The sequence below is a fragment of the Enhygromyxa salina genome (assembly GCF_002994615.1).
Lineage (GTDB): Bacteria > Myxococcota_A > Polyangia > Nannocystales > Nannocystaceae > Plesiocystis > Plesiocystis salina_A.
Genome location: NZ_PVNK01000136.1, coordinates 38258 through 62448, shown reverse-complemented (window position 1 = coordinate 62448; position 24191 = coordinate 38258). Strand labels below are relative to the sequence as shown.

General features: G+C 68.9%; 22 protein-coding genes. 14 read left to right on the top strand and 8 right to left on the bottom strand.

Going from position 1 to position 24191, the window contains the following annotated elements:
- Window positions 1-186: 186 nt before the first annotated feature.
- Genes ENSA5_RS13855 through ENSA5_RS13835 form a run of 5 tightly spaced genes read left to right on the top strand, consistent with a single transcriptional unit; the run spans window position 187 to window position 5587 of the window.
- Window positions 187-744 (top strand): hypothetical protein, encoded by a 558-nt coding sequence (locus ENSA5_RS13855; protein WP_106392125.1) that lies wholly within the window; start codon window positions 187-189, stop codon window positions 742-744.
- Window positions 745-791: 47 nt separating this feature from the next.
- Window positions 792-1883 carry a sulfotransferase family protein gene (locus tag ENSA5_RS13850; protein ID WP_181197738.1) on the top strand — a complete coding sequence of 364 codons (1092 nt, stop codon included), beginning with the start codon at window positions 792-794 and terminating at the stop codon, window positions 1881-1883.
- 8 nt (window positions 1884-1891) lie between these two features.
- Complete coding sequence (locus ENSA5_RS13845; RefSeq protein ID WP_146155674.1) at window positions 1892-3439, top strand: aspartate aminotransferase family protein; 1548 nt, start codon at window positions 1892-1894, stop codon at window positions 3437-3439.
- Between the two features lie 47 nt (window positions 3440-3486).
- Window positions 3487-4935, top strand: coding sequence for a GMC family oxidoreductase N-terminal domain-containing protein (locus ENSA5_RS13840; RefSeq protein ID WP_106392122.1), 1449 nt, complete (start codon window positions 3487-3489; stop codon window positions 4933-4935).
- 1 nt (window position 4936) lies between these two features.
- Entirely contained in the window at window positions 4937-5587 is a 651-nt protein-coding gene (locus ENSA5_RS13835; protein WP_106392121.1) for a LysE family translocator, read from the top strand.
- A 9-nt stretch (window positions 5588-5596) separates the two neighbouring features.
- Here the strand turns inward: ENSA5_RS13835 and ENSA5_RS39565 are convergent, their stop codons facing one another.
- The 3 genes from ENSA5_RS39565 to ENSA5_RS13820 all read right to left on the bottom strand — a co-directional run bounded on the left by ENSA5_RS39565 (window position 5597) and on the right by ENSA5_RS13820 (window position 8407).
- The gene (locus ENSA5_RS39565) at window positions 5597-6019 is read right to left on the bottom strand and encodes a hypothetical protein (protein ID WP_146155673.1); all 423 of its coding nucleotides are present in this window, start codon (window positions 6017-6019) and stop codon (window positions 5597-5599) included.
- 274 nt (window positions 6020-6293) lie between these two features.
- Entirely contained in the window at window positions 6294-7760 is a 1467-nt protein-coding gene (locus tag ENSA5_RS13825) for a trypsin-like peptidase domain-containing protein (RefSeq protein WP_181197737.1), read from the bottom strand.
- A gap of 80 nt (window positions 7761-7840) precedes the next feature.
- On the bottom strand, window positions 7841-8407 hold the full coding sequence (locus ENSA5_RS13820; protein ID WP_106392118.1) for a hypothetical protein: 567 nt from the start codon (window positions 8405-8407) through the stop codon (window positions 7841-7843).
- 352 nt (window positions 8408-8759) lie between these two features.
- Between ENSA5_RS13820 and groES the strand changes: the two genes are divergently transcribed.
- The 3 genes from groES (at window position 8760) to ENSA5_RS13805 (ending at window position 12218) form a co-directional block, all read left to right on the top strand.
- The gene (gene groES, locus ENSA5_RS13815; RefSeq protein WP_106392117.1) at window positions 8760-9050 is read left to right on the top strand and encodes a co-chaperone GroES; all 291 of its coding nucleotides are present in this window, start codon (window positions 8760-8762) and stop codon (window positions 9048-9050) included.
- Between the two features lie 54 nt (window positions 9051-9104).
- Window positions 9105-10754: a chaperonin GroEL gene (gene groL, locus ENSA5_RS13810; protein ID WP_106392116.1), complete on the top strand. Its 1650-nt coding sequence runs from the start codon at window positions 9105-9107 to the stop codon at window positions 10752-10754.
- A gap of 93 nt (window positions 10755-10847) precedes the next feature.
- Window positions 10848-12218: a transcription antitermination factor NusB gene (locus ENSA5_RS13805; RefSeq protein ID WP_258182842.1), complete on the top strand. Its 1371-nt coding sequence runs from the start codon at window positions 10848-10850 to the stop codon at window positions 12216-12218.
- Here ENSA5_RS13805 and ENSA5_RS13800 read toward each other — a convergent pair.
- Both ENSA5_RS13800 and ENSA5_RS13795 read right to left on the bottom strand, forming a co-directional pair.
- On the bottom strand, window positions 12186-12959 hold the full coding sequence (locus ENSA5_RS13800; RefSeq protein ID WP_106392114.1) for a hypothetical protein: 774 nt from the start codon (window positions 12957-12959) through the stop codon (window positions 12186-12188). The genes ENSA5_RS13805 and ENSA5_RS13800 overlap by 33 nt on opposite strands.
- Window positions 12922-13497 carry a hypothetical protein gene (locus ENSA5_RS13795; protein ID WP_106392113.1) on the bottom strand — a complete coding sequence of 192 codons (576 nt, stop codon included), beginning with the start codon at window positions 13495-13497 and terminating at the stop codon, window positions 12922-12924. The genes ENSA5_RS13800 and ENSA5_RS13795 overlap by 38 nt, the downstream gene beginning before the upstream one ends.
- Window positions 13498-13548: 51 nt before the next feature.
- On the opposite strand from ENSA5_RS13795, the gene fdhD reads away from it, so the two are divergent.
- From fdhD to ENSA5_RS13765, 5 genes are all read left to right on the top strand, one after another.
- A complete protein-coding gene (fdhD, locus tag ENSA5_RS13790; RefSeq protein WP_106392112.1) occupies window positions 13549-14421 on the top strand; it encodes a formate dehydrogenase accessory sulfurtransferase FdhD in 873 nt (290 codons plus the stop codon).
- A gap of 114 nt (window positions 14422-14535) precedes the next feature.
- Window positions 14536-16587, top strand: coding sequence for a hypothetical protein (locus tag ENSA5_RS13780; protein ID WP_181197735.1), 2052 nt, complete (start codon window positions 14536-14538; stop codon window positions 16585-16587).
- Window positions 16588-16688: 101 nt separating this feature from the next.
- The gene (locus ENSA5_RS13775; protein ID WP_106392109.1) at window positions 16689-17861 is read left to right on the top strand and encodes a site-2 protease family protein; all 1173 of its coding nucleotides are present in this window, start codon (window positions 16689-16691) and stop codon (window positions 17859-17861) included.
- A 62-nt stretch (window positions 17862-17923) separates the two neighbouring features.
- Complete coding sequence (locus ENSA5_RS13770; protein WP_106392108.1) at window positions 17924-18430, top strand: DUF1641 domain-containing protein; 507 nt, start codon at window positions 17924-17926, stop codon at window positions 18428-18430.
- Window positions 18427-19608, top strand: coding sequence for an NAD(P)/FAD-dependent oxidoreductase (locus tag ENSA5_RS13765; protein WP_106392107.1), 1182 nt, complete (start codon window positions 18427-18429; stop codon window positions 19606-19608). Before ENSA5_RS13770 ends, ENSA5_RS13765 begins: the two co-directional genes overlap by 4 nt.
- A 9-nt stretch (window positions 19609-19617) precedes the next feature.
- On the opposite strand, the gene ENSA5_RS13760 is transcribed toward ENSA5_RS13765, so the two are convergent.
- Window positions 19618-20928 carry a cytochrome P450 gene (locus ENSA5_RS13760; protein ID WP_106392106.1) on the bottom strand — a complete coding sequence of 437 codons (1311 nt, stop codon included), beginning with the start codon at window positions 20926-20928 and terminating at the stop codon, window positions 19618-19620.
- Window positions 20929-21039: 111 nt separating this feature from the next.
- Window positions 21040-21441 carry a hypothetical protein gene (locus ENSA5_RS13755; RefSeq protein WP_106392105.1) on the bottom strand — a complete coding sequence of 134 codons (402 nt, stop codon included), beginning with the start codon at window positions 21439-21441 and terminating at the stop codon, window positions 21040-21042.
- Between the two features lie 375 nt (window positions 21442-21816).
- Between ENSA5_RS13755 and ENSA5_RS13750 the strand changes: the two genes are divergently transcribed.
- The gene (locus ENSA5_RS13750; protein WP_146155672.1) at window positions 21817-22773 is read left to right on the top strand and encodes a terpene synthase family protein; all 957 of its coding nucleotides are present in this window, start codon (window positions 21817-21819) and stop codon (window positions 22771-22773) included.
- Window positions 22774-22861: 88 nt separating this feature from the next.
- Here ENSA5_RS13750 and ENSA5_RS13745 read toward each other — a convergent pair whose 3' ends face one another.
- Window positions 22862-24106: an alpha/beta hydrolase family protein gene (locus tag ENSA5_RS13745; protein WP_146155671.1), complete on the bottom strand. Its 1245-nt coding sequence runs from the start codon at window positions 24104-24106 to the stop codon at window positions 22862-22864.
- Window positions 24107-24191: the final 85 nt, after the last annotated feature.

Genomic DNA, 24191 nt, shown 5'->3' with positions numbered 1-24191 from the left:
CTCTAGGCGCGGGCACTAGCGGGACCCGGCCATATCCGGCAGGATTCGTCCGACGTCCGGTCCGCCCGGGCGACGCCCTCCGATGCCATCCCTGCAGCAACCTCCCGAGGCGAGCTTGATCGCCCTGAACGCGTCGTGTATGCGGACGGCGCGCTGCGGTCTTGCTGCGGCCAGTACGAGGGCTCTGTGAGTCGCACCTTCAAGGTCCTGACCCCGACTGAAGCACGGATCGTCGGGGCGCTCGGACAGACGATGTACCCCCGCGAGGGCGGCATCCCGATCGACGCCGCCCAGGCGCGCGCGATCGAGTACGTCGACGAGTGGCTGGCGGCCTTGCCTTTGCGCGAGCGCGTGCTGGTGCGTCTGATGTTCGTGCTGTTCGAGGTCGCGATGCCCGCGTTCGGCCCCAGCCGCACGCGGACCTTCACCCGGGCCGCGCCCGAAGCTCAGTACGAGTACCTGTGCGCGTGGGAGAGCAGCCGGTTTTACTTCCGCCGGGCGTCGATGTTTGGGCTCCGCTCGGTGTTCGCGTTCGCGTACCTGGCCGACCCCGAGGTCCAGCGCCAGATCGGCGTCAACGATGGCGTCGACGTGCTCCGTCGTCAGCGGGCCGCGAGCGTGGCCGACCAAGTCGGCGCCGACATTGATCCCAACGCCAACGTGGCGGTCCTCGTCGACGCCGTCGATGCGGTCCGCGTGCTCGACCGCGAGCGCAGGACGGCCGCGAGCGGGGGCGAAACCTAACTATGCGTGTTGAAAAACTCGAAAACCGTTGGTCGACCGAACAGCTGATGACGGGCGTCGAGCTGCCCGAGTGGCTCGAGATCCTCAAGGCCAACGACTTCAAGGTCAGCCCCGAGTACTACCACCGCCTGGCCTGGATCACCGGCTGGGGCATCCCCTCGACCGTGCTCGGCCGCCTCGAAGAGGCGATCTACGCGCGCAAGCTCGCGCAGATGCAGGTCGATCCGACCCCGGTGTTCTTGCTCGGCCACTGGCGCACGGGCACCACCCACCTCCACAACCTGTTCGGCCGCGACCCCAACCACACGGTCCCGACCTACTACCAGGTCATCTTCCCGACCTCCTTCCTGCTCACGGGTGAGGTCGTCCCGCGGATCGCGGCCGGGGCCCTGGCCGAGACCCGGTCCTACGACAACGTCAAGCAGGGCTGGCACGAGGCCGCCGAAGACGAGATCGCGCTGGCCAAGCTCACCGGCTTGAGCCTCTACCTCTCGTTCATGTTCCCCGACGAGGCCGCGCGCTACGAGAAGTACATCGACTTCCTCGAGGCCACGCCCGACGAGCGCGAGCGCTGGAAGTCGGCGCTCGTCACCTTCATCAAGCGGATCATGCTCGCGACCGAAGGCAAGCGGGTCATCGTCAAGTCGTGCCCGCACACGGCGCGGATCCGCATGCTGCTCGAGCTGTTCCCCGACGCGCGCTTCGTCCACATCCACCGCAACCCCTACGAAGTGTTCTCGTCCACGCTCCACATGCGCTCGCAGACCGACTGGGAGAACTTCTTCCAGCGTCCGCAAGAGGAGTTCATCACCCAGCGCTGGGAGCACACCGCCGCGATCGGCAAGCGCATCTACGAGCGCGTGATCGAAGACCGGGCCCTGATCCCGCCCGAGAACTTCGTCGAGATCGCCTACGAGGACTTCGCCGGCAACGAGCTCTCGATGCTCCACGACATGTACGCCAAGCTGCGGCTGCCCGACTGGGATCGCTACGAGGCCACGATCCGCCCGTACCTCGACTCGCTCAAGGGCTACAAGCGCAACAAGCTCAACATCAGCGAGGAGCTGCGCGAGTTCGTCTACGACCGCTGGCGGCTGATCTTCGACACCTACGGCTACTCCAAGGACTATCCCGCGTGACCGGAAGCATGAAAGAGCTCATCGAGGGCCACCTGGCCTCCGCCACCCACCTGTCCAAGCGCCACATCCACCCGCGCTTGCTCAAGATGTTCGAGATGGGCGGGCTGTCGGCGGCGTTCACCCGCGGCGACGGCCAGTACCTGTGGGACAAGGACGGCACCCGCTACCTCGACCTGCTCGCGGGCGGCGGCGTGTTCTTCATCGGCCGCAACCACCCCAAGGTCAGCGCGGCCCTGCGCGACGTCATCGATCTGCAGCTGCCCAACCTCTGCGTCGTCAACGCCTCGGCGCTCGGCGGGCTGCTGGCCGAGCGCCTGCTCGAGCTCGCCGGACCGCCCTTCTCCAAGGTCGTGTTCGCCAACTCCGGGTCCGAGGCGATCGAGGTCTGCATCCGCTTCACCCGCTACATGACGCGGCGGCGCCGCTTCGTGTTCTTGGAGGGGGCGTTCCACGGCCGGACCTACGGGGCGATCTCGCTGTGCGGCTTCGGCCAGATGAAGGAGGGCCAGGATCCGCTGATGCCCGTGTGCACGCCGATCCGGCCCAACGACATCGGGGCCCTGCGCGCCGAGCTGTCCAAGCAAGACGTCGCCGCGCTGTTCATCGAGCCGGTCCAGGGCATGACCACCGAGGTCATGGACGCGGCCTACCTGCGCGAGGCCGAGGCCCTGTGCAAGCAGTACGGCACCGTCTTGGTCGCCGACGAGATCCAGACCGGCCTCGGTCGAACCGGCTCATGGTTCGCGAGCAACGCCCTCGGCGTGCGCCCCGGCATGATCACCGTGTCCAAGACCCTCTCGGGCGGGCAGGTCCCGGTCAGCGCCGTGCTGATGTCCGAAGAGGTCTACGAGGGCGTCTACAGCAAGTTCAAGGCCGGGCCGATCTACTTCTCGACCTTCGCCGAGAACAACCTCGCGATGGCCGCGGGCCTCGCAACCCTCGACGTGCTCCGCGACATCGACGCGCCGGCCCGCGCGACCGAGCTCGGCAACCAGCTCCGCGCCGGGCTGATCGAGCTGGCCTCGCGCTACGACTGCATCGATCGGATCAGCGGCAAGGGCCTGATGATCGCTGTCTACTTCAAGCCCTCGGATCAGCTGAGCCTGCGCGTCCAGCAAGAGCTCGTCGGCGCGGCCGACAAGGGCGGGTTCGCGGCCGCGGTCAACTGCGAGATGTTCGCCAACCAGCGCGTGCTCGTGCAGATCCCGGGGCCCGAGCTCAACGCGATCAAGATCCTCCCGCCGGTCACGATCAGCGACGAGGACGTGCGCTACTTCCTCGGCGCGTTCGAGGACGTGCTCGAGAGCTACTACAAGGTCGGCGGCCCGGTCGTGTCGCTCGCGGGCGGCGTGGTCAAGGACGCCATGCGCAAGGTCAAGCGGGCGGTCCCGGGCCTCGGCCGTGACGAGGCGCTCGAGCCCGCGGCGGCGGCCTCGCCGTCGATCGCCGAGGCTGAGGCTGAGGCTGAGCCCGAGCCCGAGCCCGAGCCCGAGGCTGCGCCCGAGCCCGAGCAAAAAAAAAAGTCCAGCTCCCCCGAGCCGAGTCTAGGGTTCTAGAGTTCGTCGACTACACCAGCCCGGTCATCGATCACTGCGACTTCGCCGTGATCGGCTCCGGGCCTGGCGGGGCCTACCTCGCCCAGCGCCTCGCCGCTGGCGGCAAGTCCGTGGTCCTGGTCGAGGTCGGCCCGGTCGTGCGGACCCACGACTTTCGCAAGGAGGCCGGCTCGACCCTGGCCCGCTACTTCTTCGACGGCGGCCTCCGGCGGACCAACGGCAACCTGTTCATGCCGACGATGCAGGCCCGCTGCCTCGGCGGCGGCTCGGTGTTCAACTCGGCGATCTGCATGCGCACGCCGCTGTTCGCCGCCAACAAGTGGCGCAGCGAGCACGGCGTGATCGGGATCGAGCCCGAGGCCATGCGCCCGCACTACGAGCGCGTCGAGTCCTTCATGGGCGTGCGCGAGGTCGACCCGGCGGTGCAAGGCCGCCGCAACGAGCTGTTCGCCGCCGGCTGCGAGGCCGTCGGCGCGACCGCGACCGTGATCTCCCGCAACGAAGAGGGCTGCCGCGGCTCGAGCGAGTGCTTCACCGGCTGCCCGACCCGGGCCAAGAAGTCGCTCGACGTCCGCGGCGTCCCCGAGATGGTCGAGGCTGGCGGCCGGGTCTACACCTCGGTCCGCGCCGACACCCTGATCATGGACGGCAAGCGCGTGCGCGGGGTCGAGGGCGTGGCGATCGAACCGTTCACGGGTAAGAAGGGCGAGCGCGTGCGGCTCACGGCCCGGTGCACGATCCTCGCCGCGGGCGCGATCGCGTCGCCCGTGATCATGCAGCGCAGCGGCATCGACCGCGCGCCGGTCGGCCGCAACCTCCAGTTCCACCCGGGCACCGCGCTCATGGGCCTGTTCCCCGACGAGGTCGCGCCGTGGAGCGGGGCGACCCAGGGCTACCACTGCCTCGACTTCATGGCAGACGGCATCAAGCTCGAGTCGCTGTGGGTCGCGCCCTCGCTGCTCGCGTTTCGCTTCCCGGGGATCGGCGCGGGGCTCAAGGATCTGGTGTCCCGCTACAACCACATGGCCTCGTGGGACGTGTGGGTCAGCGGCGAGGACTCCTCGGGTCGCGTGCGCGCGCGCCCGGGCGGCGGTCACGACCTTCGCTATCGGATCGAGAAGCCCGACGTCCAGCGCATGCAAGAGGGCATCGCCAAGCTGGTCGAGATGTACTTCGCGGCCGGGGCGACCGCGGTCTATCCCGGGGTTCACGGCTTGCCGCCCGAGATCAGCGACGCCGCCGACGCGAGGATCGTGCGCGAGGCGGACCTCTCGCCGAGCGACTTCCCGATCGCGTCCAACCACGTGTTTGGCTCGACCTCGATGGGCGAGGACCCGAAGCGTCACGTCGTGGATTCGAGCGGGGCGGCGTGGGAGGTCGATGATCTCTATGTGTGTGACACGGGCGTGTTGCCGACGACGCCCGCGGCCAACCCGATGCTCACGATCATGGCGATCGCCGATCGCATGGCCGACACCTTGCTGACCCGCTACTGACATGACGCTGGCGACCGTCTTGATCGTGCTGGGCGCGATCGTGCTCGGGATCTTCAGCGCGATCGCGCCGCTCGGTCCGGTCACGGTGCTGGTGATTCAGCGGGCGATGAACGGCGACGCCCGGGGGGCTCTGCGGATTGGTCTCGGTCGGGTGCCGGCCGAGGTGCTCTACAGCGCGCTCGCGACCTTTGGGATCACCGCGCTGCTCGAGCAGTTTCCCGGGGCGCGGCTGGCGATCGAGATCGTCGGGATGGTGGTGTTCTTCGCGGTTGGGGTCTGGCTGGTGGTCCAGGACCCCAACCGCCCCGCCGACGCAGCTGCGCCCGACGAGGAGCCACCGCGGCGGCGCTGGGGCGACTGGTCGGGGTTGATCATCTCGATGCTCAACCCGACCCTGGTCTTGTCGTGGTCGGCGGTCGTAGCGATCGCGGTCACGATGATCGGGGTCGAGCCGAGCTTGACGCAAAAGATCGTGTTTCCGCTCGGGCTCGGGCTCGGGATTGCGCTGGGCTACGTGATCCTGGTCGAGGTCCTGCGTCGGCATGGGGCGCGGATCGAGGACCGCTTCGTGCGGGGGACGATTCGGGTGATGGGGGTGGTGTTCATCCTCGCGCCGCTGTGGAACGGGTTGCGGCTGCTCGGGCTCGTCTGAGGGCTGGGCTCAGCCGGGGCAGCCGTCTTCGTCGTGGTGGCCGTCAAAGGTCTCCGGCTCCATCGGGCACTGGTCGTCGATGTCGAGGATGCCGTCGAGGTCGTTGTCGGGCTCCGGGCAGCCGTCCCCGTCGTCGAAGCCGTCGAGGTCCTCGGGGTCGGCCGGGCAGGCGTCGACTTGATCGGGGATGCCATCACCGTCGCCGTCGGGCCCTTCGGTCCTGCGTGAGGGCGGCGGGGGCTCGCCCGCGGTCGGCTGCGGCTCCTCGTTCTCGATGAACAGCCAGGGCTCGGCCGCCGCGTCGCCGGGTGTCGGGTTGCCTTCGCTCGCGGGCTCGACGCTGCGCTCGTGGGGGTGACAGGCGCCAAGAGTGAGGAGCGCGATGACGACCGAGGCCGCGCGGAGTGTTCGATCACGAGGTAGTGACGGCATCGTGGCTGCGAGCATAGCGCTCTGGGGCTCGGCGCGAGCACGCAGTGGTCCCAAACGGTCGATGCTCGGTCGTGCTGGTGCTCGATCAGCTCATGCTCGTTGATGAGCCCCGCGCATGGCGACAGGAGGTCCGAGTTTGGGGCGTCGCCTCTCGAGCTGGGGTGCAGAGAGCTCTTGGTGCGAGAGCTCCATGTCGGTCGGCTGGGCGTCGAAGATGCTGTCGCGGGGGCCCTCGCCGTCAGACAGACCCGGAACGGACTTCGGGCACGCGACCTCAGCCTTCGCTGACCACCGCAGTGTGTCGCCCGCTCCCGCGCCGGACGTCGACCTTGGCGTGGCTACGATCGGCCTCGAGCGCGGCGATGATCTCGATCACCGAGCTGACCGTCTTGCCGTTGATGCGCTCGAGCACGTCGCCCTGGCGCAGCCCGAGCCGGTGGCCGAGCCCGCCTTCGACGACGCGCTCGATGACCACGCCGCCCGCGGTCTCGCGGACCTCGACGCCGAGCCGCGCGGGCTTGCCCTTGTAGAGGTCAGCGGAGCGCTTGGACTTGGGGGTCGGCGTGGGCGTGGGCGTACGGCCCGAGGGCATGCGCGCGAGGGAGCCGGGCTCTGGACGCTGGCCGAGCTCGACCTTTAGCTGCTCGCGCTTGCCCGCGCGCATCAGCTCGAGCGTGACGGTGTCCTTGGGGCTGTACTCACCAATACGCGTGCGAAGCTCGTCGAAGTCTTCGATCGCCTTGCCGTCGATCTCGATCACCTGATCCCCGGCCTGCAGCCCCGCGAGCGCGGCGGGCGTGCCCGCGTGGACCTCGCCGATGATCGCGCCCTTTTGCGGCATCGCCCCAAACGCGGGGGGCTCGTCGCGCCCGCCGACGCCGAGCCAGCCGCGGGTGACCTTGCCGTCCTTGATCAGCTTGGGGATCACGACCGTCGCCTGGTCGATCGGGATCGCAAACCCGAGCCCGTCGTGGCCGCCGACGGCGGTGTTGATGCCGATGACCTCGCCCGCGAGGTTGAACAGCGGACCGCCGCTGTTGCCCGGGTTGATCGCGGCGTCGGTCTGGAGGAAGTCGGCGTAGCCATCTTGATAGAGCCCGAGGCTGCCGCGGCCCTTGGCCGAGACGATCCCGCGGGTCACCGTCTGCTCGAGGCCCATCGGGCTGCCCATCGCCACGACCCAGTCGCCGACGCGCAGGCCCTCGCTCGAGCCAAAGGTCACCGCTTTGAGGCCCCTGGCGTTGGTCAGGCGCATGACCGCGACGTCAGTCTGGGGATCGCTGCCGACGACCGTGGCCTCGAAGCGGCGACCATCTTGGAGGTGGACCTCGAACTCGTCATTGCCCGCGACGACGTGGTGGTTGGTCACGACCAGGCCGTCGGCGGAGATCACGAAGCCGCTGCCGATCCCGCCGCCGCTGCGGCGCCCGAACATCCCGGACCTGCTGCTGCGCGCCTGGATGCTGACGACGGTGGGCTGGACCGACTCGATCAGGGGCGCGAGGCTCTGGTTGGGGTCGTACTGCTTGGACGCGACGACGGGGCTCGGACCAGGGGGGGACGACACAGACGGAGAAGCCGCCGGGACCTTCTTGGCGGTCTCGGCGGCTTCGTCGGGCTGCGTCGGGGGGCTGGCTTGGGCCTCGTTGGAGCAACCGGCGCTCGTGATCAGCGCCGGCGCTCCAAGGACACAGAAGGCCAGGAAGAACAGACCGTGAGGGCTCAGCTGACGCACGCTCATCGGGCGCGAGGAACAGGGGCTCGGCGAGATCATTCCCAGGGATTTTCGACCCACCGAAGAGCTGGCGAAGAGCTGGCGAATTACTGCACGAGATCGGCGATCTCGGGGTCGAGGAGCACGCCAGCCGCGACCAGGCGCTCGGCGTCGCGTGGATCACTCGTCCGTCGCCAGCGCTCGTAGACCGTGAGCAGATCGCCCTCGGCCCCGTCGTCGGCCGCGATCATCCGGCCGAGCAGCGCGACGATCTCGCGGAAGCGATCGGCGAGCCGGGCGAAGACCTGCAGGCGGGCCGAGCGGACGTGAAGCTCGCGGTAGGCCGCCTCGCCGATGCCCGAGACGTAGGCGACGTTGACGGGGCCCCGATCGAGCGAGCGCGGGACCACGCCCGCGATGTAGAGCGCCCGGTCGCCGACCTCGCGCAGGGCCCTCGAGCCGTGCTCGCGGGCGGCCAGAAATTCAGTGGCGAGGGCCGGGCTCGTGCGCCCGGCGACGTTGGTCCGACGCGCGTGGGCTGCGAGCATGTAGACCAGGTAGGCCTCGATATCCTCACCGAGCGTGTCGCGCTTGCCGGCGCGGGCGTGCCTGAGTTGTTCGAAGAAGAAGGACTCCAGCGTGCCCTCGAAGGCAAGATCGACCGTGTGGCTCATGATGCTCTTTGGATCAGGGTGGTTCCTCGACTGTCGTTATTCTCACGCTAGCAGGCTTGGCGGGCGCATCAAGAGCGCGGATCACTCGTTTGTGAGTTGGCTCGCTGATGTTCGGCCCAAAGTTTCTGTCTCGCGGCCTTGATCGCTCTGGTTGCAGCTTTACCCTCCGCCCGCTGGCAGTCGGACACCCCGACTGCCAAAGCGCTCCGCCGCCACCTTTCCTGGGTCATTTTCCGCGCTCGCACCGAGCCGGTCAGACGCAGGGCGGCCAACGCCACATCACTCCTCACTCCTCACCCGCGACCCGACTGTGCATCCAGGGTCCGGGCCCAGACATCGGAGACCGCACCAAATGAACGTTCGTCCCCTCAACGACCGCGTGCTCGTCAAGCGCCTCGAAGAAGAGGAAAAGACCGCTGGCGGCATCTACATCCCTGACTCCGCCAAGGAAAAACCCACTCGCGGCAAGGTCGTCGCTGCTGGCAGCGGACGCGCCGACGACGACGGAAAGCGCAAGCCCCTCGACGTCAAGGCCGGCGACGAGATCCTGTTCGGCAAGTACGCCGGCACCGAAATCAAGATCGAGGGTGAGGAGCTCATCATCATGCGCGAGGACGACATCCTCGCCGTGATCGAAGGCTGAGCCCTCCCTTCTTCAAACCCTAGCTGAGAATCAGAGAATCAAAGGAGATCCACCATGGCAGCCAAAGAAGTACGCTTCGATGCCAGCGCCCGCGGGGCGATCTTGCGCGGTGTCAACACGCTCGCCGACGCGGTCAAGGTCACGCTCGGGCCGCGCGGCCGCAACGTCGTGATCGAGAAGTCCTGGGGTTCGCCCACGGTCACCAAGGACGGCGTCACCGTCGCCAAGGAGATCGAGCTCGAGGACAAGTTCGAGAACATGGGCGCGCAGATGGTCAAGGAGGTCGCCTCCAAGACCTCCGACGTCGCCGGTGACGGGACCACGACCGCGACCGTGCTCGCCCAGGCGATCTACCGCGAGGGCCTCAAGATGGTCACCGCCGGTCACGACCCGATGGAGCTCAAGCGCGGCATCGAGCTCGCCGTCGAGTCCGTCGTCAACCACGTCCAGAAGCTCTCGGTCGAGACCAAGGGCGAGGAAGAGGTCGCGCAGGTCGGGACCATCTCGGCCAACGGCGACGAAGAGGTCGGCAAGCTCATCGCCGAGGCCATGAGCAAGGTCGGCCAGGAGGGCGTGATCACCGTCGAGGAGAACAAGGCCAACACGACCGAGCTCGACGTGGTCGAGGGCATGCAGTTCGACCGCGGCTACCTCAGCCCCTACTTCGTGACCGACCAAGACCGCATGGAGGTCTCCTACGAGGACGCCTACATCCTCCTGCACGAGAAGAAGATCTCGAGCATGAAGGACCTCCTGCCCGTGCTCGAGCAGGTCGCCAAGCAGCGCAAGCCCCTGCTGATCATCGCCGAGGATGTCGACGGCGAGGCCCTCGCGACGCTCGTCGTCAACCGCCTGCGTGGGACCCTCGAGGTCGCGGCCGTCAAGGCCCCGGGCTTCGGCGATCGCCGCAAGGAGATGCTCAAGGACATCGCCGTCCTGACCGGCGGCAAGGCCCTGACCGAGGATCTCGGCGAGAAGCTCGAGAGCATCCAGCTCAGCGACCTCGGCACCTGCGGCCGGATCACGGTCGACAAGGACACCACCACCATCGTCGACGGTGGCGGCAAGAAGGACGACATCCAGGCCCGCGTCAAGCAGATCCGCGCGCAGATCGAGGACACCTCCTCGGACTACGACCGTGAGAAGCTGCAAGAGCGCCTCGCCAAGCTCGTCGGCGGCGTCGCCGTGATCAAGGTGGGCGCGGCGACCGAGGTCGAGATGAAGGAGAAGAAGGCCCGCGTCGAGGACGCCCTGCACGCCACGCGTGCGGCCGTCGAAGAGGGCATCGTCCCCGGTGGCGGCGTCGCGCTGCTTCGCTCGAGCACCGGGCTCGACGAGCTCAAGGCCAGCACCGAGGAGCAGCAGGTCGGGATCTCGATCGTGCGTCGCGCGGTCGAGGAGCCCCTGCGCCAGATCGTCTCCAACGCGGGCGGCGAGCCGAGCGTGGTCGTCAACAAGGTGCTCGAGGGCGAGGCCGGCTTCGGCTTCAACGCGCGCAGCCAGGAGTACGGCGACCTGGTCAAGCAGGGCGTCATCGACCCGACCAAGGTCGTGCGCACGGCGATCCAGAACGCGGCGTCGGTCGCTGGCATGATGCTGACGACCGAGGCGATGGTCGCCGAGGTGCCCAAGAAAGAGGCCCCCGCCGCTGGCGGCGCGCCCGACATGGGCGGCATGGGCGGCATGGGTGGCATGGGCATGTGAGCCCGGCTCACTCACCCTAGCCAATCAAACAACGAGCCCGCGGCATCCGCCGCGGGCTTTTTGTTGGTTCGAAGAGCCGACTACCATCTCGGGGTGAAGTCCGGGCCGAATCCGCGTCGAGTTGCTGTGCGTACGCTGCGAGAAGTCGAGCAGCGTCAAGGCTTCAGCAACCGGATCTTGTCCGAGCAGCTCGAGCGCTACCCCGAGCTCGCGCGCCGGGATCGAGGGCTGATCACCTTGTTGGTCTACGGCGTGCTGCGCCACCGCGCGCGGCTCGACAAGCTGATCGACTCGTTCGCCGACAGGCCGAACAAGATCAAGGGGGAGCTGCGGATGATCCTGCGCGTGGCCGCGTTCGAGCTCGTCGAGCTCGAGCGTCCGCTGGGCATCGCGGCGGCCGAGGCTGGCAAGCTCGCGCGGCGCATCGATCCGCAGGGGCGGCTCAAGGGGATGATGACGGCGATCTTGCACATGATCGATCGGGACTGGCCGATCATGGACGTGGCGATGAGCGACGGCGAGGTCGTCGACGCCCTGAGCCTGCGCTGGTCGCTGCCGCGCTGGCTGGCGACGCGCTGGGTCGAGGCGCTCGGGGCCGAGCGCGCGGTCGCTCGCGCGCGGGCGCTGAGCGTGGCGCCGACCGTGGATCTGCGGGTCGACCTTCACCGCGGCGGCGCGGCCGAGCTGCGCGAGGCGCTGCTCGCCGAGCAGCCCAAGCTCGAGTTCGTCGCGTTGCCCGAGGCCGCGGGGGACCAGCCGCAGTGCCTGCGGGTCCGCGGCGGGGGCGACCTGTTCTACGGGCCCTCGTTCGAGGCCGGGCTGTTCTCGATCCAGAGCCTGGGCAGCCAGCAGGCGGTGCGGGTCCTGGATCCCCAGCCGGGCGAGCGGGTGCTCGACGCGTGCGCGGGGATGGGCACCAAGACCGTTCAGATCGCCGAGCACATGCAAGGGCGAGGGGAGCTCGTCGCGGTCGACAGCTCGGGCGAGCGGCTCGCCGTGCTCGAGGGCCAGCGCGAGCGCGCGAGCCTCGGCGGCGAGCTGAGCGTCGAGATCGTCGAGGCCGAGCTCGGCGCAGCGCTCGAAGCCGAAGCCGCGACGCACCTGCGCGAGGCCAGCTTCGACGCGGTGTTGCTCGACGCGCCTTGCACCGGGCTGGGCAACCTCGCGCGTCACCCCGAGCTGCGCTGGACCGCCAACGAGGCCGACATCCGCGACCGCGCGAGCTTGCAGGCCGCGCTCCTGCGTCAGTGCGCGGGCTGGGTTCGACCCGGGGGGCGCCTGGTCTACGCGGTCTGCAGCCTCGAGCCCGAGGAGGGCGAGGCGATCGTCGCTGGCTTTTGTGACTCGGAGGCCGGCCGCGACTTCACCCGCGAGCTGACCCAGGCCTGGACCCCCGAGGACCACGAGAGCGATGGGTTCTGGCTGGCCCGGCTAGTGAAACAGCAGGTGGATGCCGGCATCTGACGCGTAGACGACCCGCGAGCTGTGCGGGTGGCTCGCCTCGAGCGCGACGAAGTGCAGGTTGGGCGCGTCGAGACCAACGAGCTGGGTCCACGCCTCTTGAAAGTTGGAGAAGCGCTCGAACCTCGAGCGCCCCTGAACGGTCGCCTTGCAGTTGGTCCCGAAGGTCCCCGCATGATCGCTGGCAGCCTGGATGTGCCAGACCTCGCGGCTGGCGTACTGCATGCGCAAGGCGATGCGGGCGGCCTTGGCCCAGGTCCTGCCCCCGGGGTCGCGCATGGCCTGGCGCGCGAGCTTGCGATCCACGGGCCGGAGGTAGCGGTCGATCGCAAAGTTGGCCGCGCGCGTGGCTCGGTCGCCCGGGGCCCGGTCCAACCCGCCGAGCCCGTAGCCCCAGTTGTCGTAGCCCTCGCAGCCGCGCGGGGCGGTCCAGCGCCAGCCGCCCGTGTCACCGCGCCCGACCCCGGGTCGCAGCGAGGTCTGGCCCGGCGGGAGCTTGCGGGTCATCAGCGGAAACACGTAGAGGCCCGGGTTGGTCGGCACGTAGCGGACGTGGATGCCCTCGTTGTCGAGGTGCTCGTGGACGCCCGCGCCGAGCAGCGCGTAGCGATGGACCGTCTGACCTCCGGCCGAGTGCCCGAGCACGACGACCGTGTCGAGCTTGGGGAATTTTACGACCGCCGCGCGCAGAAACTCGTCGATCACGTCAAACGAGGACACGCTGTCGGCCTTGACGATGCCCACGGGGGTCTCGCGCGGCCAGCGTCCCGATGTTGTAGGTGCTTCGGTCCCAGGTCCACACGCGCTTGTCCTCGTCGGTGTAGGGCTGCCACTGGGTCGTGCGCTGGAAGGTCGGGGCGACGATCGCGATCGAGCTCCGGTCGAGCTCGGGGTCGAGCTGCTCGGCCCGGCGCAGGGCGTTGGTGACGCTGCGCAGCTGAACCAGCCCGGGCGGGACGTGGAGCTGCGCGAGCGCCTCGGGGGTCGTACCGACGACGCCGTGGACCACGAAGATCATGCGGGTGACCGCGGGGTTCGGCCGCCCGTCGAGCTCGCTGCCCGGATCGCAGTGGTAGGGCATGCGCCCGCGGTGGAATTCGGCGTTGGCCCAGCGGCGAAAGCTCAGCTTGGCCTCGACGCACTCGCCGGGCTCGCACTGATCGAGCTCGGCGGCGGGCTTGTAGGGCGGGGGGCCAGCGTTGCGGCCCGCGCAGGCCGCGACGCCGAGGATGAACGCGAGCGAGAGAGCGAGGCGCGCGAGCGCGGTGGCGACTCGGGGCACGCGCGCAGTCTACCCGCTCGAGGGTCCGACGCGGGGGCTACACTGGTGGCGATGGCGGCTCCGGAGCCGAGTGAGGACGACGACGACGACCGGCTCCGGGCGGTCGTGCGCGGCGCGTGGATCGACGGCGAGGCGAAGGCGCCCGAGCCCGACATGCTCGCGCGCGAGGAGCCGCTCGAGATCCGCGTCAACCAGGTCGCGATCGCCGTCGTCATGCGGACCCCGGGCGACGACGAGGAGCTCGTGCGCGGCTTCTTGCTGTCCGAGCGGATCGTGGCCGAGGTCTCGGCCATCGCCAGCGCTCGCCACTGCACGACGGTCGACACGCCCGAGGCCGAGGACAACGTGATGCTCGTGCGCCTCGGCCCCTCCGTCGAGGTCGACCTCGCGGCCCTGCGCCGCAACCTCTACGCGAGCAGCTCGTGCGGGGTCTGTGGCAAGGCCAGCATCGAGGCCGTGATCGGCGAGCCCGGGCTGGCCCGGGCCGGGTTGCCGCTCGGGCTGCGCGTGGCCGTCGACACGCTCACGGCCTTGCCCGAGCGTCTGCGCGCCCGCCAGGACGTGTTCGAGCGGACCGGGGGGCTCCACGCCGCGGGCCTGTTCACCGCGGACGGCCAGCTGCTCGCCGTGCGCGAGGACGTCGGTCGCCACAACGCCGTCGACAAGGTGATCGGCTGGGCCGCGGGTGAGGGCGTCGCGCACGAGCGCTGCGTGCTGATGGTCTCGGGCCGAGTGTCGTTCGAGATCGTCCAAAAGGCGCTGGCGCTGGCGATCCCCGTCGTCGCCGCGGTCTCGGCTCCGACCTCGCTGGCCGTCGAGCTCGCGCGCGCGGCCGGCATGACGCTGGTCGGCTTCGTTCGGGATCGGCGGCTGTGCGTGTACGCGGGCGCCGAGCGGGTCTACTCGACCGCGAAGTCGGTGTAGCGCTCGCTGACCCGGGTCTGGCCCTCGGGCGGCCGTGATTTTCCAGTCGCTCACCGCGGACTCAACCGCCGGGCGCTTCGTGTATGCTCCGTCGGACCTGCTCTGGAGACCCTGATGAAGCGCTTGCCACTGTTGTTGTCGATCCCTGCTTTGACCCTGTCGCTCGCGACCTCGCCCGGCTGCGGCGACGACAGCCCGGCCGACGGCGACTCGAGCGAGACTGGAGGCGACGGCGACGGTGACGGTGACGGCGACGGTGACGGCGACGGTGACCCCGGAGACGGCGACGGTGACATGGTCGAGGAGCCCGCTCCCGAGGTCGCGTGGCCGACCCTCGAGTGCGACTCGCTGGTCCCCGAGTACTGCCTGTTCCCCTTCCCCAGCAACGTGTTCACGGCCGAGGACGCCGACTCGGCGACCGGCCGCCGGATCGCGCTCAACAGCGATCGGCTCCCGAGCAAGAACGACAACCCGATCCTCGCCGACCCCTTCAACGAAGGCGACGGCTTCTCGGCCGGCCTCGCGATGCTGACCTACATGCCCGGCGCCTCGACGACCGGGCTGCCGACCTGGAAAGACATCGAGACCTCGCTCGACCCGGCCTCGCCGACCGTGCTCATCAACGCCGAGACCGGCGAGCGCGTGGCCCACTTCGCCGAGATCGACGCCTCGCTCGCGGGCGCGACCGAGAACGCGTTCATGATCCGCCCGGTCACCCGGCTCGAAGACAGCACCCGCTACATCGTCGCGATCCGCGACGTCGTCGACGCCGGCGGCGCCACGCTCGAGCCCAGCGCCGAGTTCCGGGCGCTGCGCGACCTGCTGCCGACCGAAGACGCCGACGTCGAGGCCCGGCGCCCGCTCTACGCCGACATCTTCACGCGCCTCGCAGACGCGGGCGTCGAGCGCGAGTCGCTCCAGATCGCCTGGGACTTCACGACCGCGAGCCTCGACAACAACACCGCCAACGTCCTGCACATGCGCGACGACGCCCTCGCGACCTACACGCCCGAGATGGGCCCGACCTACACGATCGACAGCGTCGACGATGAGTGGAACACCGACAACATCGCCTACCGGATCGAGGGCACGATCGACGTGCCGCTCTACCTCGATGATCCCAACCCCGGCGGCCGCCTCGTCTACGGCGACGACGGCTTGCCCGAGGTGCAAGGCGTCGCTCAGTTCCCCTTCTTCGTGCTGATCCCCAACAGCGCGATCGACACCCCGGCGCCGCTGCTGCAGTACGGCCACGGCCTGCTCGGCAGCGCCGAAGAGCTCGGCAGCGGGCACATGCGCTCGTTCATCAACGAGTACAACTACATCCTGTTCGCCGTCGACTGGGTCGGCATGGCCGACGAGGACGCGCTCAACATCGCCGCGTTGCTCAACTCGGGCGAGGTCCACCTGTTCCAGGATGTCAGCGATCGCCTCCAGCAGGGCCTGGTCAACTTCGTCGTCGCCACGCGCATGATGAAGACGAGCTTCGCCAACGACGTGATGTTCGGCAGCTACATCGATCCGAGCGCGGCCTACTACCTCGGCATCAGCCAGGGCGGGATCTTTGGCGGGACCTTCATGGCCATCACCCAGGACATCGAGCGCGGGTGCACGGGCGTGCCTGGCCAGCCCTACAACATCCTGCTCAACCGCAGCGTCGACTTCGACCAGTACTTCGCGATCTTGCAGCAGGGCTTCACCGACTCGCGCGACCTCCAGATCATCCTCGCGCTGATGCAGGGCCTGTGGGACGAGGCCGAGCCGACCGGCTACAGCTTCAAGATCACCAACGATCCCTTTCCTGACACGCCCGAGCACCAGGTCCTGATCCGGGCCGCGATCGGCGACCACCAGGTGACCACGCTCGGCGCCCACATCATGGCCCGGGCCGTCGGCGCGCCGCACCTCGACACCGGGATCCGCGAGATCTGGGGTCTCGACTCGGTCTCCGACATGAACGTCGGCAGCACCTACGTCGAGTACGACTTCGGGCTGCCCGAGGACCCGCTCGAGAACGTGCCGCAGACCGCGTGCGACGACCCCCACGGCAAGCTGCGCAAGCTGCCCGAGGCGCGCGATCAGCTCGACAACTTCTTCCAGACCGGGATCGTGCAAAACTTCTGCATGGACGGGGTCTGCTCGTTCCCCGAAGACAACGGCTGCTGAGTCGCTAGCTCCGCGGCGGCAAAGCTTGCGCGTGGTCTGAGGGGGGACAGCCGTCCCCTCTCGCGACACGATCGCCGCGTGCAAATGCAACGGAGGCGAGCGTGAAGTGGGCGTGGCGGATCGGCCGGGTCGCCGGCATCGATATTCGCGTCCACGTGACCTTCTTGGCCCTGCTGGCCTGGATCGCGTGGATCAGCTACGCGACCACCGGGACCGCGGCGGGCGCGATCGACGGTGTGATCCTGGTCTGTCTGGTGTTCGGGATCATCGTGCTCCACGAGCTCGGGCACGCGTTGACGGCCCGTCGGTTTGGGATCCGCACCCGCGACATCACGCTGCTGCCGATCGGCGGCGTGGCCTCGCTCGAGCGGATGCCCGAGGACCCGCGCCACGAGCTGCTCGTCGCGCTCGCCGGGCCCGCGGTCAACGTCGTGCTGGCCTCGCTCCTGGCAGTGGTCGCGCTCGGGCTCGGCGAGCCGCTGGTCCCGGGGGCGCTCGACCAGTCGGTCTCGATGGTCGTGCGCTTGATGTGGATCAACGTCATCCTGGCCCTGTTCAACCTGCTGCCGGCCTTTCCGATGGACGGTGGGCGCGCGCTGCGGGCGGTGTTGGCCCTGCGTCTGTCCGACCTTCGCGCGACTCAGATCGCGGCCGGGCTCGGCCAGGCGATGGCCGTCGCGTTCGGGATCATCGGCCTGTTCGGCAACCCGCTGCTCGTGTTCATCGCGCTGTTCTTGTGGATGGGGGCGTCGGGCGAGGCGCGAGTCGCGGAGGCCAAGTTCGTGGCCCACGGTGTGCCGGTCGCGGCGGCGATGGTCCGCGACTTCGAGGCCGTGAGTCCGAGGGCGCCCGTGCTCATGCCCCTGCGCCGGGTGATCGAGACCTTCCAGCACGACTTCCCCGTCGTCGACGACGGCCGGGTCGTCGGGATGCTCAGCCGCGAGGCCCTGCTCCAGGCGCTCGCGGCCCACGGGCCCGAGGTCAGCGTGGCCGAGGTCATGCGCAGCGAGCCCAAGATCGTCCACCCGAGCGACAACCTCGACGACGCGCTGATGCGTGTCATGCAAGACGGCGAGCCGATGTCCGTGGTCGACAGCCAGGGGCGCCTCGTTGGCATGCTGACCGGGCAGAGCGTCACCGGCTTCTTGACGGCCCGCCAGGTCCTGCGCAAGCGGGCCGAGCGAGGGCAGCGTCTCCCGGGCGGCCGCATGGAGCTGCCGGTCGCGCGGATCCTCGAACAGTCTGCCACGACTCGAGTCGGGGCCCCGCGCTGAACGCGAGCGCGAAAATCGAGCGCTCGACGACCGCGGCGCCGCGGACAACGATTGGGCCGACGATGGCAAACTCAGCTCCCCGTACCCCTACAATCGGCGGATCGAGCCAGCTCGATCGGATCGAGGCCCAGCTCGGCCGGATCGAGACCCGGCTCGAGCGCGCCGATCCCCTGCTCGCGCAGCTGCCTGGTCTGCTCGCAACCTTCGGCAACACCATCGACGACATCGCGGGGCGCGATGGCGAGGTCAACTTTGATCTGCGCCTGCGCCGGGCCCTCGCGGTCATCGTCAAGCTCGGTGATCCGGGCCTGCTCGAGGCGCTCGAGCGCCTGCTCGAGCCCGAGACCATGGCCGTGCTGGCCGACGCGGGCGCGCAGCTGCCGAGCGCGGCCGCGGACCCCGGCGAAGCGCGCGGCGTGTTCGGCTTGGTCGGAGTCCTGCGCGAGCCCGAGGTCCAGCGCGCGACCAGCTTCTTGATCCATTTTGCCCGTCGGCTCGGGCGCACGCTCGATGCGCGCGACTCCAACAGTCCGGGCGCCGTGACCGAGCGCGAGGAGGCGCAGTCGTGACCAGGCATCATCAAGTCGTCATCATCGGAGGCGGGACCGCGGGCATCAGCGTCGCCGCGCGGCTCCACAACCTCGCGCCCGAGCTCGACGTCGCGATCGTCGAGCCCTCGCAGGTCCACTACTACCAGCCGCTGTGGACCTTGGTTGGCGGCGGCGAGTTCGCTCGCGACGTCACCGCCCGACCCGAGGCCGACTACATCCCGTCCGGCCACACCTGGATCTGCGACGCCGTCGAGGGCTTCGAGCCCGAGCAAAAGCGCGTGCTCCTGCGCGAGGGCGAGCCCGTCGAGTACGAGCAGCTGGTCGTGTGCGCGGGCATCCAGCTCAACTGGTCCGCGATCGAGGGGCTCGAGGACGCGATCGGTACGGGCGGGCTGTGCTCCAACTACAGCTACGACACCGTGGCCTACACCTGGGAGTGCATCTCGAGCTTCCGCGGCGGGCGGGCCGTGTTCACGGCGCCCGCGACCGCGATCAAGTGTGGCGGCGCCCCGCAAAAGATCATGTGGCTGGCCGAGGAGAATTTCCGCCGCCGAGGCCTGCGCGACGACGCCGAGGTCAGCTTCGCAAACGCCGGGGCGCGGATCTTCGGCGTGCACAAGTATCGGATCGCGCTCGAGCGGCTGGCGGTCGAGCGCAAGATCGTCACGCGCTTCGGACACAACCTCGTCGGGGTCGACCCCGGCAAGAAGATCGCGCGCTTCTTGACCGGCGAGGAGACCGTCGAGCTCGACTACGACATGATGCACGTGACGCCGCCGCAGTCGGCCCCGTCCTTCATCGCCGACAGCCCGCTGGCCGACGAGGCCGGGTGGGTCGAGGTCGACAAGTACTCGACCCAGCACACCCGCTTCGCGGACGTGTTCTCGCTCGGCGACTGCAGCAGCTTGCCCTGCGCCAAGACCGGGGCCGCGGTTCGCAAGCAGGCGCCGGTGACGGTCGCCAACCTCCTCGCCCACCGCGGAGGTCAGCCGCTCGAGGCCGCCTACGACGGCTACTCCTCGTGCCCGCTCGTCACGGGCGTCGGCCAGGTCATGCTCGCCGAGTTCGACTACGACGGGAACCCGTGCGAGAGCTTCCCCTTCGACCAGGCCCGGCCGCGCTACAGCATGTACGCGCTCAAGGCCTACGGGCTGCCCGAGCTGTACTGGAACGGGATGCTGCGCGGACGGATGTGAGCCGGCCGCTCAGGCCAGGACCAGGCGCGTCTTGGCCGGCGGTCGGGTCAGCGGCACGAAGGTGGGGCGCGGCAGCTCGCCCTCGACGAGCGGCCGTCGGCCCCACTTCGACAGCGTCCGCGCGACGTGGACCAGGAACATGGTCCCCTCGAGCAGGGCCATGTGATAGCCGAGGCAAAAGTGGGCGCCGCCGCCGAACTGGCAATTCTCGATCGGCGTCGGCTTGTGCCCGAGGTCCAGCCACCGCTCGGGCCGCCACGCGTCGGGTTGCTCGTAGCGGGCCTCGTCGCGGGACAGGTGCAAGAAGCTGGTCCCGACCACGGTCCCGGGCTCGATCCGATAGCCGGCCAGCTCAAAGGTGGTGTGGGCTCGGCGTGAGTCGATCGTAACCGGCGGGTACAGGCGCAGGCTCTCGCGGAACACCCCGAGGGCGTAGGGGGCCCGGCTCATGAGCTCGGCGTAGTCGTGGGGCGGGTCGCCGATCGCGGCCGCCTCTTCACACAGTCGATCCCAGCGCCGCGGTGAGCTGCCGAGGTGGAGCATCGACCACGCCATCGTCGACGCCGTGGTCTCGTGGCCCGCGAACCCGAGGATGAGGAGGTTGTCGACGAGCTCGGACTCGCTCTGGCCCGCGCCCTGATCGTCCTTGCCGTGGACCATCGCGCCGACGAGGCTGTCGTGGTCGTCGCGGGCTCGGGCGTCGGCGATGATGGCCAGGACCCGGGCCTCGAGCCAGCGCCGGGCCCGACGGGCGCGCCACTTCGGCGTGCCCGGGAGGTTGATCGGGATGTCGATCAGGCCGAGCAAGAACTCGGCGTACCAGCGCGACCACTGGGGCAGGTCGCGGACCTCGATGCCCATGACCCGGAAGATCACCTCGAGCGCGATGACCTTGGTCTGTTCGACGATCGCCACGCTGTCTTGGCCCTGCCAGGTTGCGACGCGGCGCTCGAGGGTCTCGGCGATCGTGTCGCCGATCTGCGCGCGGGACAGGCCCGCGGGCGTGAACGCGTGGCTGCTCGCGGTCCGCATCCGCCGATGATCGGGGCCGTCGACGGTCAGCATCGATTTGCCGAGGAAGGCGGCGAAGTCTCTGAGGTGAGACGAGTCGGCGTGCTTGGACTTGAACACCGCGAAGCCCGGCTCGGACACGACCATGAGCGTGCGGTTGCCGAAGCCCAGGTCGATCCAAAACACCGGTCCTAGCTCGCGCGCGGCGTCGCGCAGGAAGCGGTAGGCGTCGCGGTTGAGCCGCGGGAGGTGGCCGAAGAGCGGCCAGCGACCAGAGAGTGTCGGGGCATCTTTTATATTCTTCGGCATCGGACTCCTCGTACTGAGTACCTCGACACGCGAGCTTCGAGTAGTCCGGGACGCCTGAAACGCTACGACTGCGCGAGCGACCTGAGCTTCGCCCCGACTGGATCGGCGTATTTAGGTGTCTTTCAGGAGCTCTTCGAGGGTCGGGGCGCCAGACCGTGCGAGCAGCTGGGAGACCAGCCCGACGCCAGCCTCGATGTCGATGTGCTCGGACCCGAGGTACTCGAACGCGGTGTCGATGTCGTTCCAGCCAAAGCCCCGGATCTTGAGCCCCATCCAGCCGAGGGCGGTCGCAATGCCCCGCGCCACGCTGCTGCCGAGCACCGCCGCGATCCGCTTGTCGTGCATCGCCTGGACGAGCTTGCGGCGCTGCCGGCTGTGGACGTTGATCGAGCCGATCCCGATCCCGAGCATGCGGTGGGTGGAGTCGCGCAGGATGTCCTCGACGAAGTGATCCCAGTTTTCGTCCGGGACGGGACCCTCCTGGGTCAAGGAGATGATCACGTCATCGGCCACAACCCAGGTATGGGGCCAAAAAACGCCTTCTGGCGGCACATTGAACGCTGGCTTGACCATCGGGGCGTGATGGGAGGGGCGGGGCCGAGCGAGTCTAGGCGCGTTGGCGCGCGAACACCAGTGTGGCGCAAGCGCACCCTGTCGCACACTGGATCTGGAAAATTTACCGTCAGAGTGGATTTTTGTTGACCGCGTCGGTAGGTGCTTGGTACACAAGGTCGTACACAAAAAAACCCAGTCCAAGGATCGGACAGAAGGGGTAGAGCCATGGAAACGGCCACGATCATCAGCACCAGCGAGCGGCGCATCGGTATCGACATCCAAGGACCTTGGGGATCGATGCCGGGCAGCTTGAGGCTCCCATTTCGTTCTGGGGTGAACCCCCACGTGGACGCCGTGCGCGAGCAGAACCTCGCTTGGGCGATCGAGCTCGGTCTGATCCCCGAGGATGACCACGAGCTCGCCGACGCCCTCGCTCGCTGCCGCTTCGAGGAGCTCGCGGGCCTGTGCCACCGCGACTGCTCGCTCGAGGCGCTGCGCCTGATCACCAACTGCTACACGGCGATCTTCGTGTTCGACGACATGCTCGACGACGCGAGCTCGGAGATCGGCGGCAACGAGGCGCTCGCCGAGCACGTGACCGCGTACCTGTCTGCGGCCGTCGCCGATGAGCCGCGCCCGCTCTTGTGCCTGAACGTCCCCGCTCGCGCGCGGATCATCGCGGTCGGCGACGCCTACGCCAACGTCGCCAAGCGGCTGCTTCGGTACACGAACCGGGCCGGGCTCCGCCACTACGTCGAGGGCATGCGGACCTACTTTCAAGGCTGCGTGATGGAGACGCGCAAGCGAAACAAGCGCATGACCCACGTCGCCGACTACACGATCGTGCGCCTGCGCTGCAGCGCCGTGTACCCGACCCTCGACATCGGGGCGATCGTCGAGGACTTCGACGTGTCCGACGAGGTCCGCGAGGATCCGGCCTTCCAGACCATGATGTCGGCGACCAACCTGTGCGTCTCCTACGTCAACGATCTCTTCTCCTACGCCAAAGAGTCGAGCGCCGGAGAGCACAGCAACCTCGTCGCGGTCTACGCGACCGCCTACGGTATGGGTCTGCGCGACGCGATGGACGCGGCCATGCGGACCAACGACCGCGTGGTCGAGGAGTACTTCGAGGCCAAGGCCCACTTCGAGCTCGAGCACGAGGTCGACGAGGCGACGCGCGGCTACATCAAGATCATGGAAGACTGGATGCGCGGGAACTTCGACTGGTACCACCAGCGTCGGACCGAGCGCTACGCGCACAACCTGACCGCTGCGATCCCGGCCTGAGGGCGGTCCGAGCAGGTCAGGCCGGGCGCGCGGGCAAGGAATTTTCACGCAGGGCCGCAGGCGGCGGCGCAGATCGGGTCGCGGGGGGCTACTGGCACTCGGACCCGCCGCAGGCCCCGACGCGCTCGCTCGCGTTGCCGGCCCCCATCGCGCACCAGTCGGGCCACGGCGAGGGCAGCTCGGCGAAGTCCTGATAGGGCGAGTAGCCGTCCTCGAGCCAGTAGGGGTGGGCGTACATGAACTCCCACGCGGGCGCGAAGATCGGCAGGTCCGGCTGGTCGGGGGGCGGCTCGAAGGGCGGGGTCGCGTGGGTGCAGTTGTGGATGCACTCGAGCACCGGGTGGCCCTCGCCCTCGAGCTCGCTCTCGAGGTCGACCGAGCCGACCGCGAAGTCGATCGCAATGCAAAAGTCGTCGCGTCCGCCCCACAGGACCATGGCCGGCATGATGTTGCCGCCGGCCTGCCAGGGCTTGACGAGCCCGCCGACGCCGCCCGAGAGCGAGAGGAAGCTCGACAGGTTGTCGCCGTGGCGGCTGGCGAGCATGCTCGTGAACATCGCCCCGGCGCTGACGCCCATCGCCGACACGCACTCCTTGTCGACGTTGTACTGCTCGGCCGTGCACGCGAGCAGGTCATCGAACATCTCGAAGTCCTCGTTCATCAGGAAGTCGAGGTCGGTGACCGCGAAGGGCCACTTGAAGGGCACGAGCTGGTTGATGTCGCGGCCGTCGGGGATCACGGCCAGGAAGCGGTAGTGATCGACGGCGTCCTGGACCTCGGCCTTGTTGTAGAACGAGTTGGCGCTGGCCCCGAGCCAGTGGAACATGAACATGACCGGCAGGACCTCGTCGTCCTGCAGATCCGAGGGCGCGACGAAGATGAAGGTGCGGTCGCCGCCGCCGGTCGAGATCACGTTCTCCATTCCGGACTCGAACACCGGGCAGGTGCCGCCGTAGGTCGGCAGCGGCGGGGCGAGCTCGGCTCCGTCGGGCGGGGGGGTTCCGCACAGCGGGAGCATCGGTCCGTCGCCGTCGCCATCGCCATCGCCCGTGTCGCCGTCTCCGTCGCCCGTGTCGCCGTCTCCGTCGCCCGTGTCGCCGTCGCCGTCGCCCGTGTCGCCGTCCCCATCACCGTCTCCCGAGTCGCCGTCGCCATCTCCGGGATCGCCGTCGCCGTCTCCGTCACCCGTGTCGCCGTCGCCGTCCCCGGAGCTCTCGCCCGTCGCGCTCGTACCGTCGGTCTCGTCCCCGCCGACGCCAGCATCGTCGGCGCAGCCCGAGGCGAGCAGACAGAGGGCCACGGGCAGCGAGAGCGCGAAGTATGAGCGGTCCATCCGCGGATGATACCCAAGCACGGGCATGCGGCACGATTCCCCGCGCCGAAGCTCCGTGCGCGTGACCCGAGCCCCTTGAGGGGGC

What these genes read in the sequence shown, in the direction of transcription:
- ENSA5_RS13850 (WP_181197738.1), top strand. Translation starts at nt 792, where the DNA reads ATGACGGGCGTCGAGCTGCCCGAGTGGCTCGAGATCCTCAAGGCCAAC.
- ENSA5_RS13845 (WP_146155674.1), top strand. Translation starts at nt 1,892, where the DNA reads ATGAAAGAGCTCATCGAGGGCCACCTGGCCTCCGCCACCCACCTGTCC.
- ENSA5_RS13835 (WP_106392121.1), top strand. Translation starts at nt 4,937, where the DNA reads ATGACGCTGGCGACCGTCTTGATCGTGCTGGGCGCGATCGTGCTCGGG.
- ENSA5_RS39565 (WP_146155673.1), bottom strand. Translation starts at nt 6,019, where the DNA reads ATGCCGTCACTACCTCGTGATCGAACACTCCGCGCGGCCTCGGTCGTC.
- ENSA5_RS13825 (WP_181197737.1), bottom strand. Translation starts at nt 7,760, where the DNA reads ATGAGCGTGCGTCAGCTGAGCCCTCACGGTCTGTTCTTCCTGGCCTTC.
- ENSA5_RS13820 (WP_106392118.1), bottom strand. Translation starts at nt 8,407, where the DNA reads ATGAGCCACACGGTCGATCTTGCCTTCGAGGGCACGCTGGAGTCCTTC.
- groES (WP_106392117.1), top strand. Translation starts at nt 8,760, where the DNA reads ATGAACGTTCGTCCCCTCAACGACCGCGTGCTCGTCAAGCGCCTCGAA.
- groL (WP_106392116.1), top strand. Translation starts at nt 9,105, where the DNA reads ATGGCAGCCAAAGAAGTACGCTTCGATGCCAGCGCCCGCGGGGCGATC.
- fdhD (WP_106392112.1), top strand. Translation starts at nt 13,549, where the DNA reads ATGGCGGCTCCGGAGCCGAGTGAGGACGACGACGACGACCGGCTCCGG.
- ENSA5_RS13780 (WP_181197735.1), top strand. Translation starts at nt 14,536, where the DNA reads ATGAAGCGCTTGCCACTGTTGTTGTCGATCCCTGCTTTGACCCTGTCG.
- ENSA5_RS13770 (WP_106392108.1), top strand. Translation starts at nt 17,924, where the DNA reads ATGGCAAACTCAGCTCCCCGTACCCCTACAATCGGCGGATCGAGCCAG.
- ENSA5_RS13760 (WP_106392106.1), bottom strand. Translation starts at nt 20,928, where the DNA reads ATGCCGAAGAATATAAAAGATGCCCCGACACTCTCTGGTCGCTGGCCG.
- ENSA5_RS13745 (WP_146155671.1), bottom strand. Translation starts at nt 24,106, where the DNA reads ATGGACCGCTCATACTTCGCGCTCTCGCTGCCCGTGGCCCTCTGTCTG.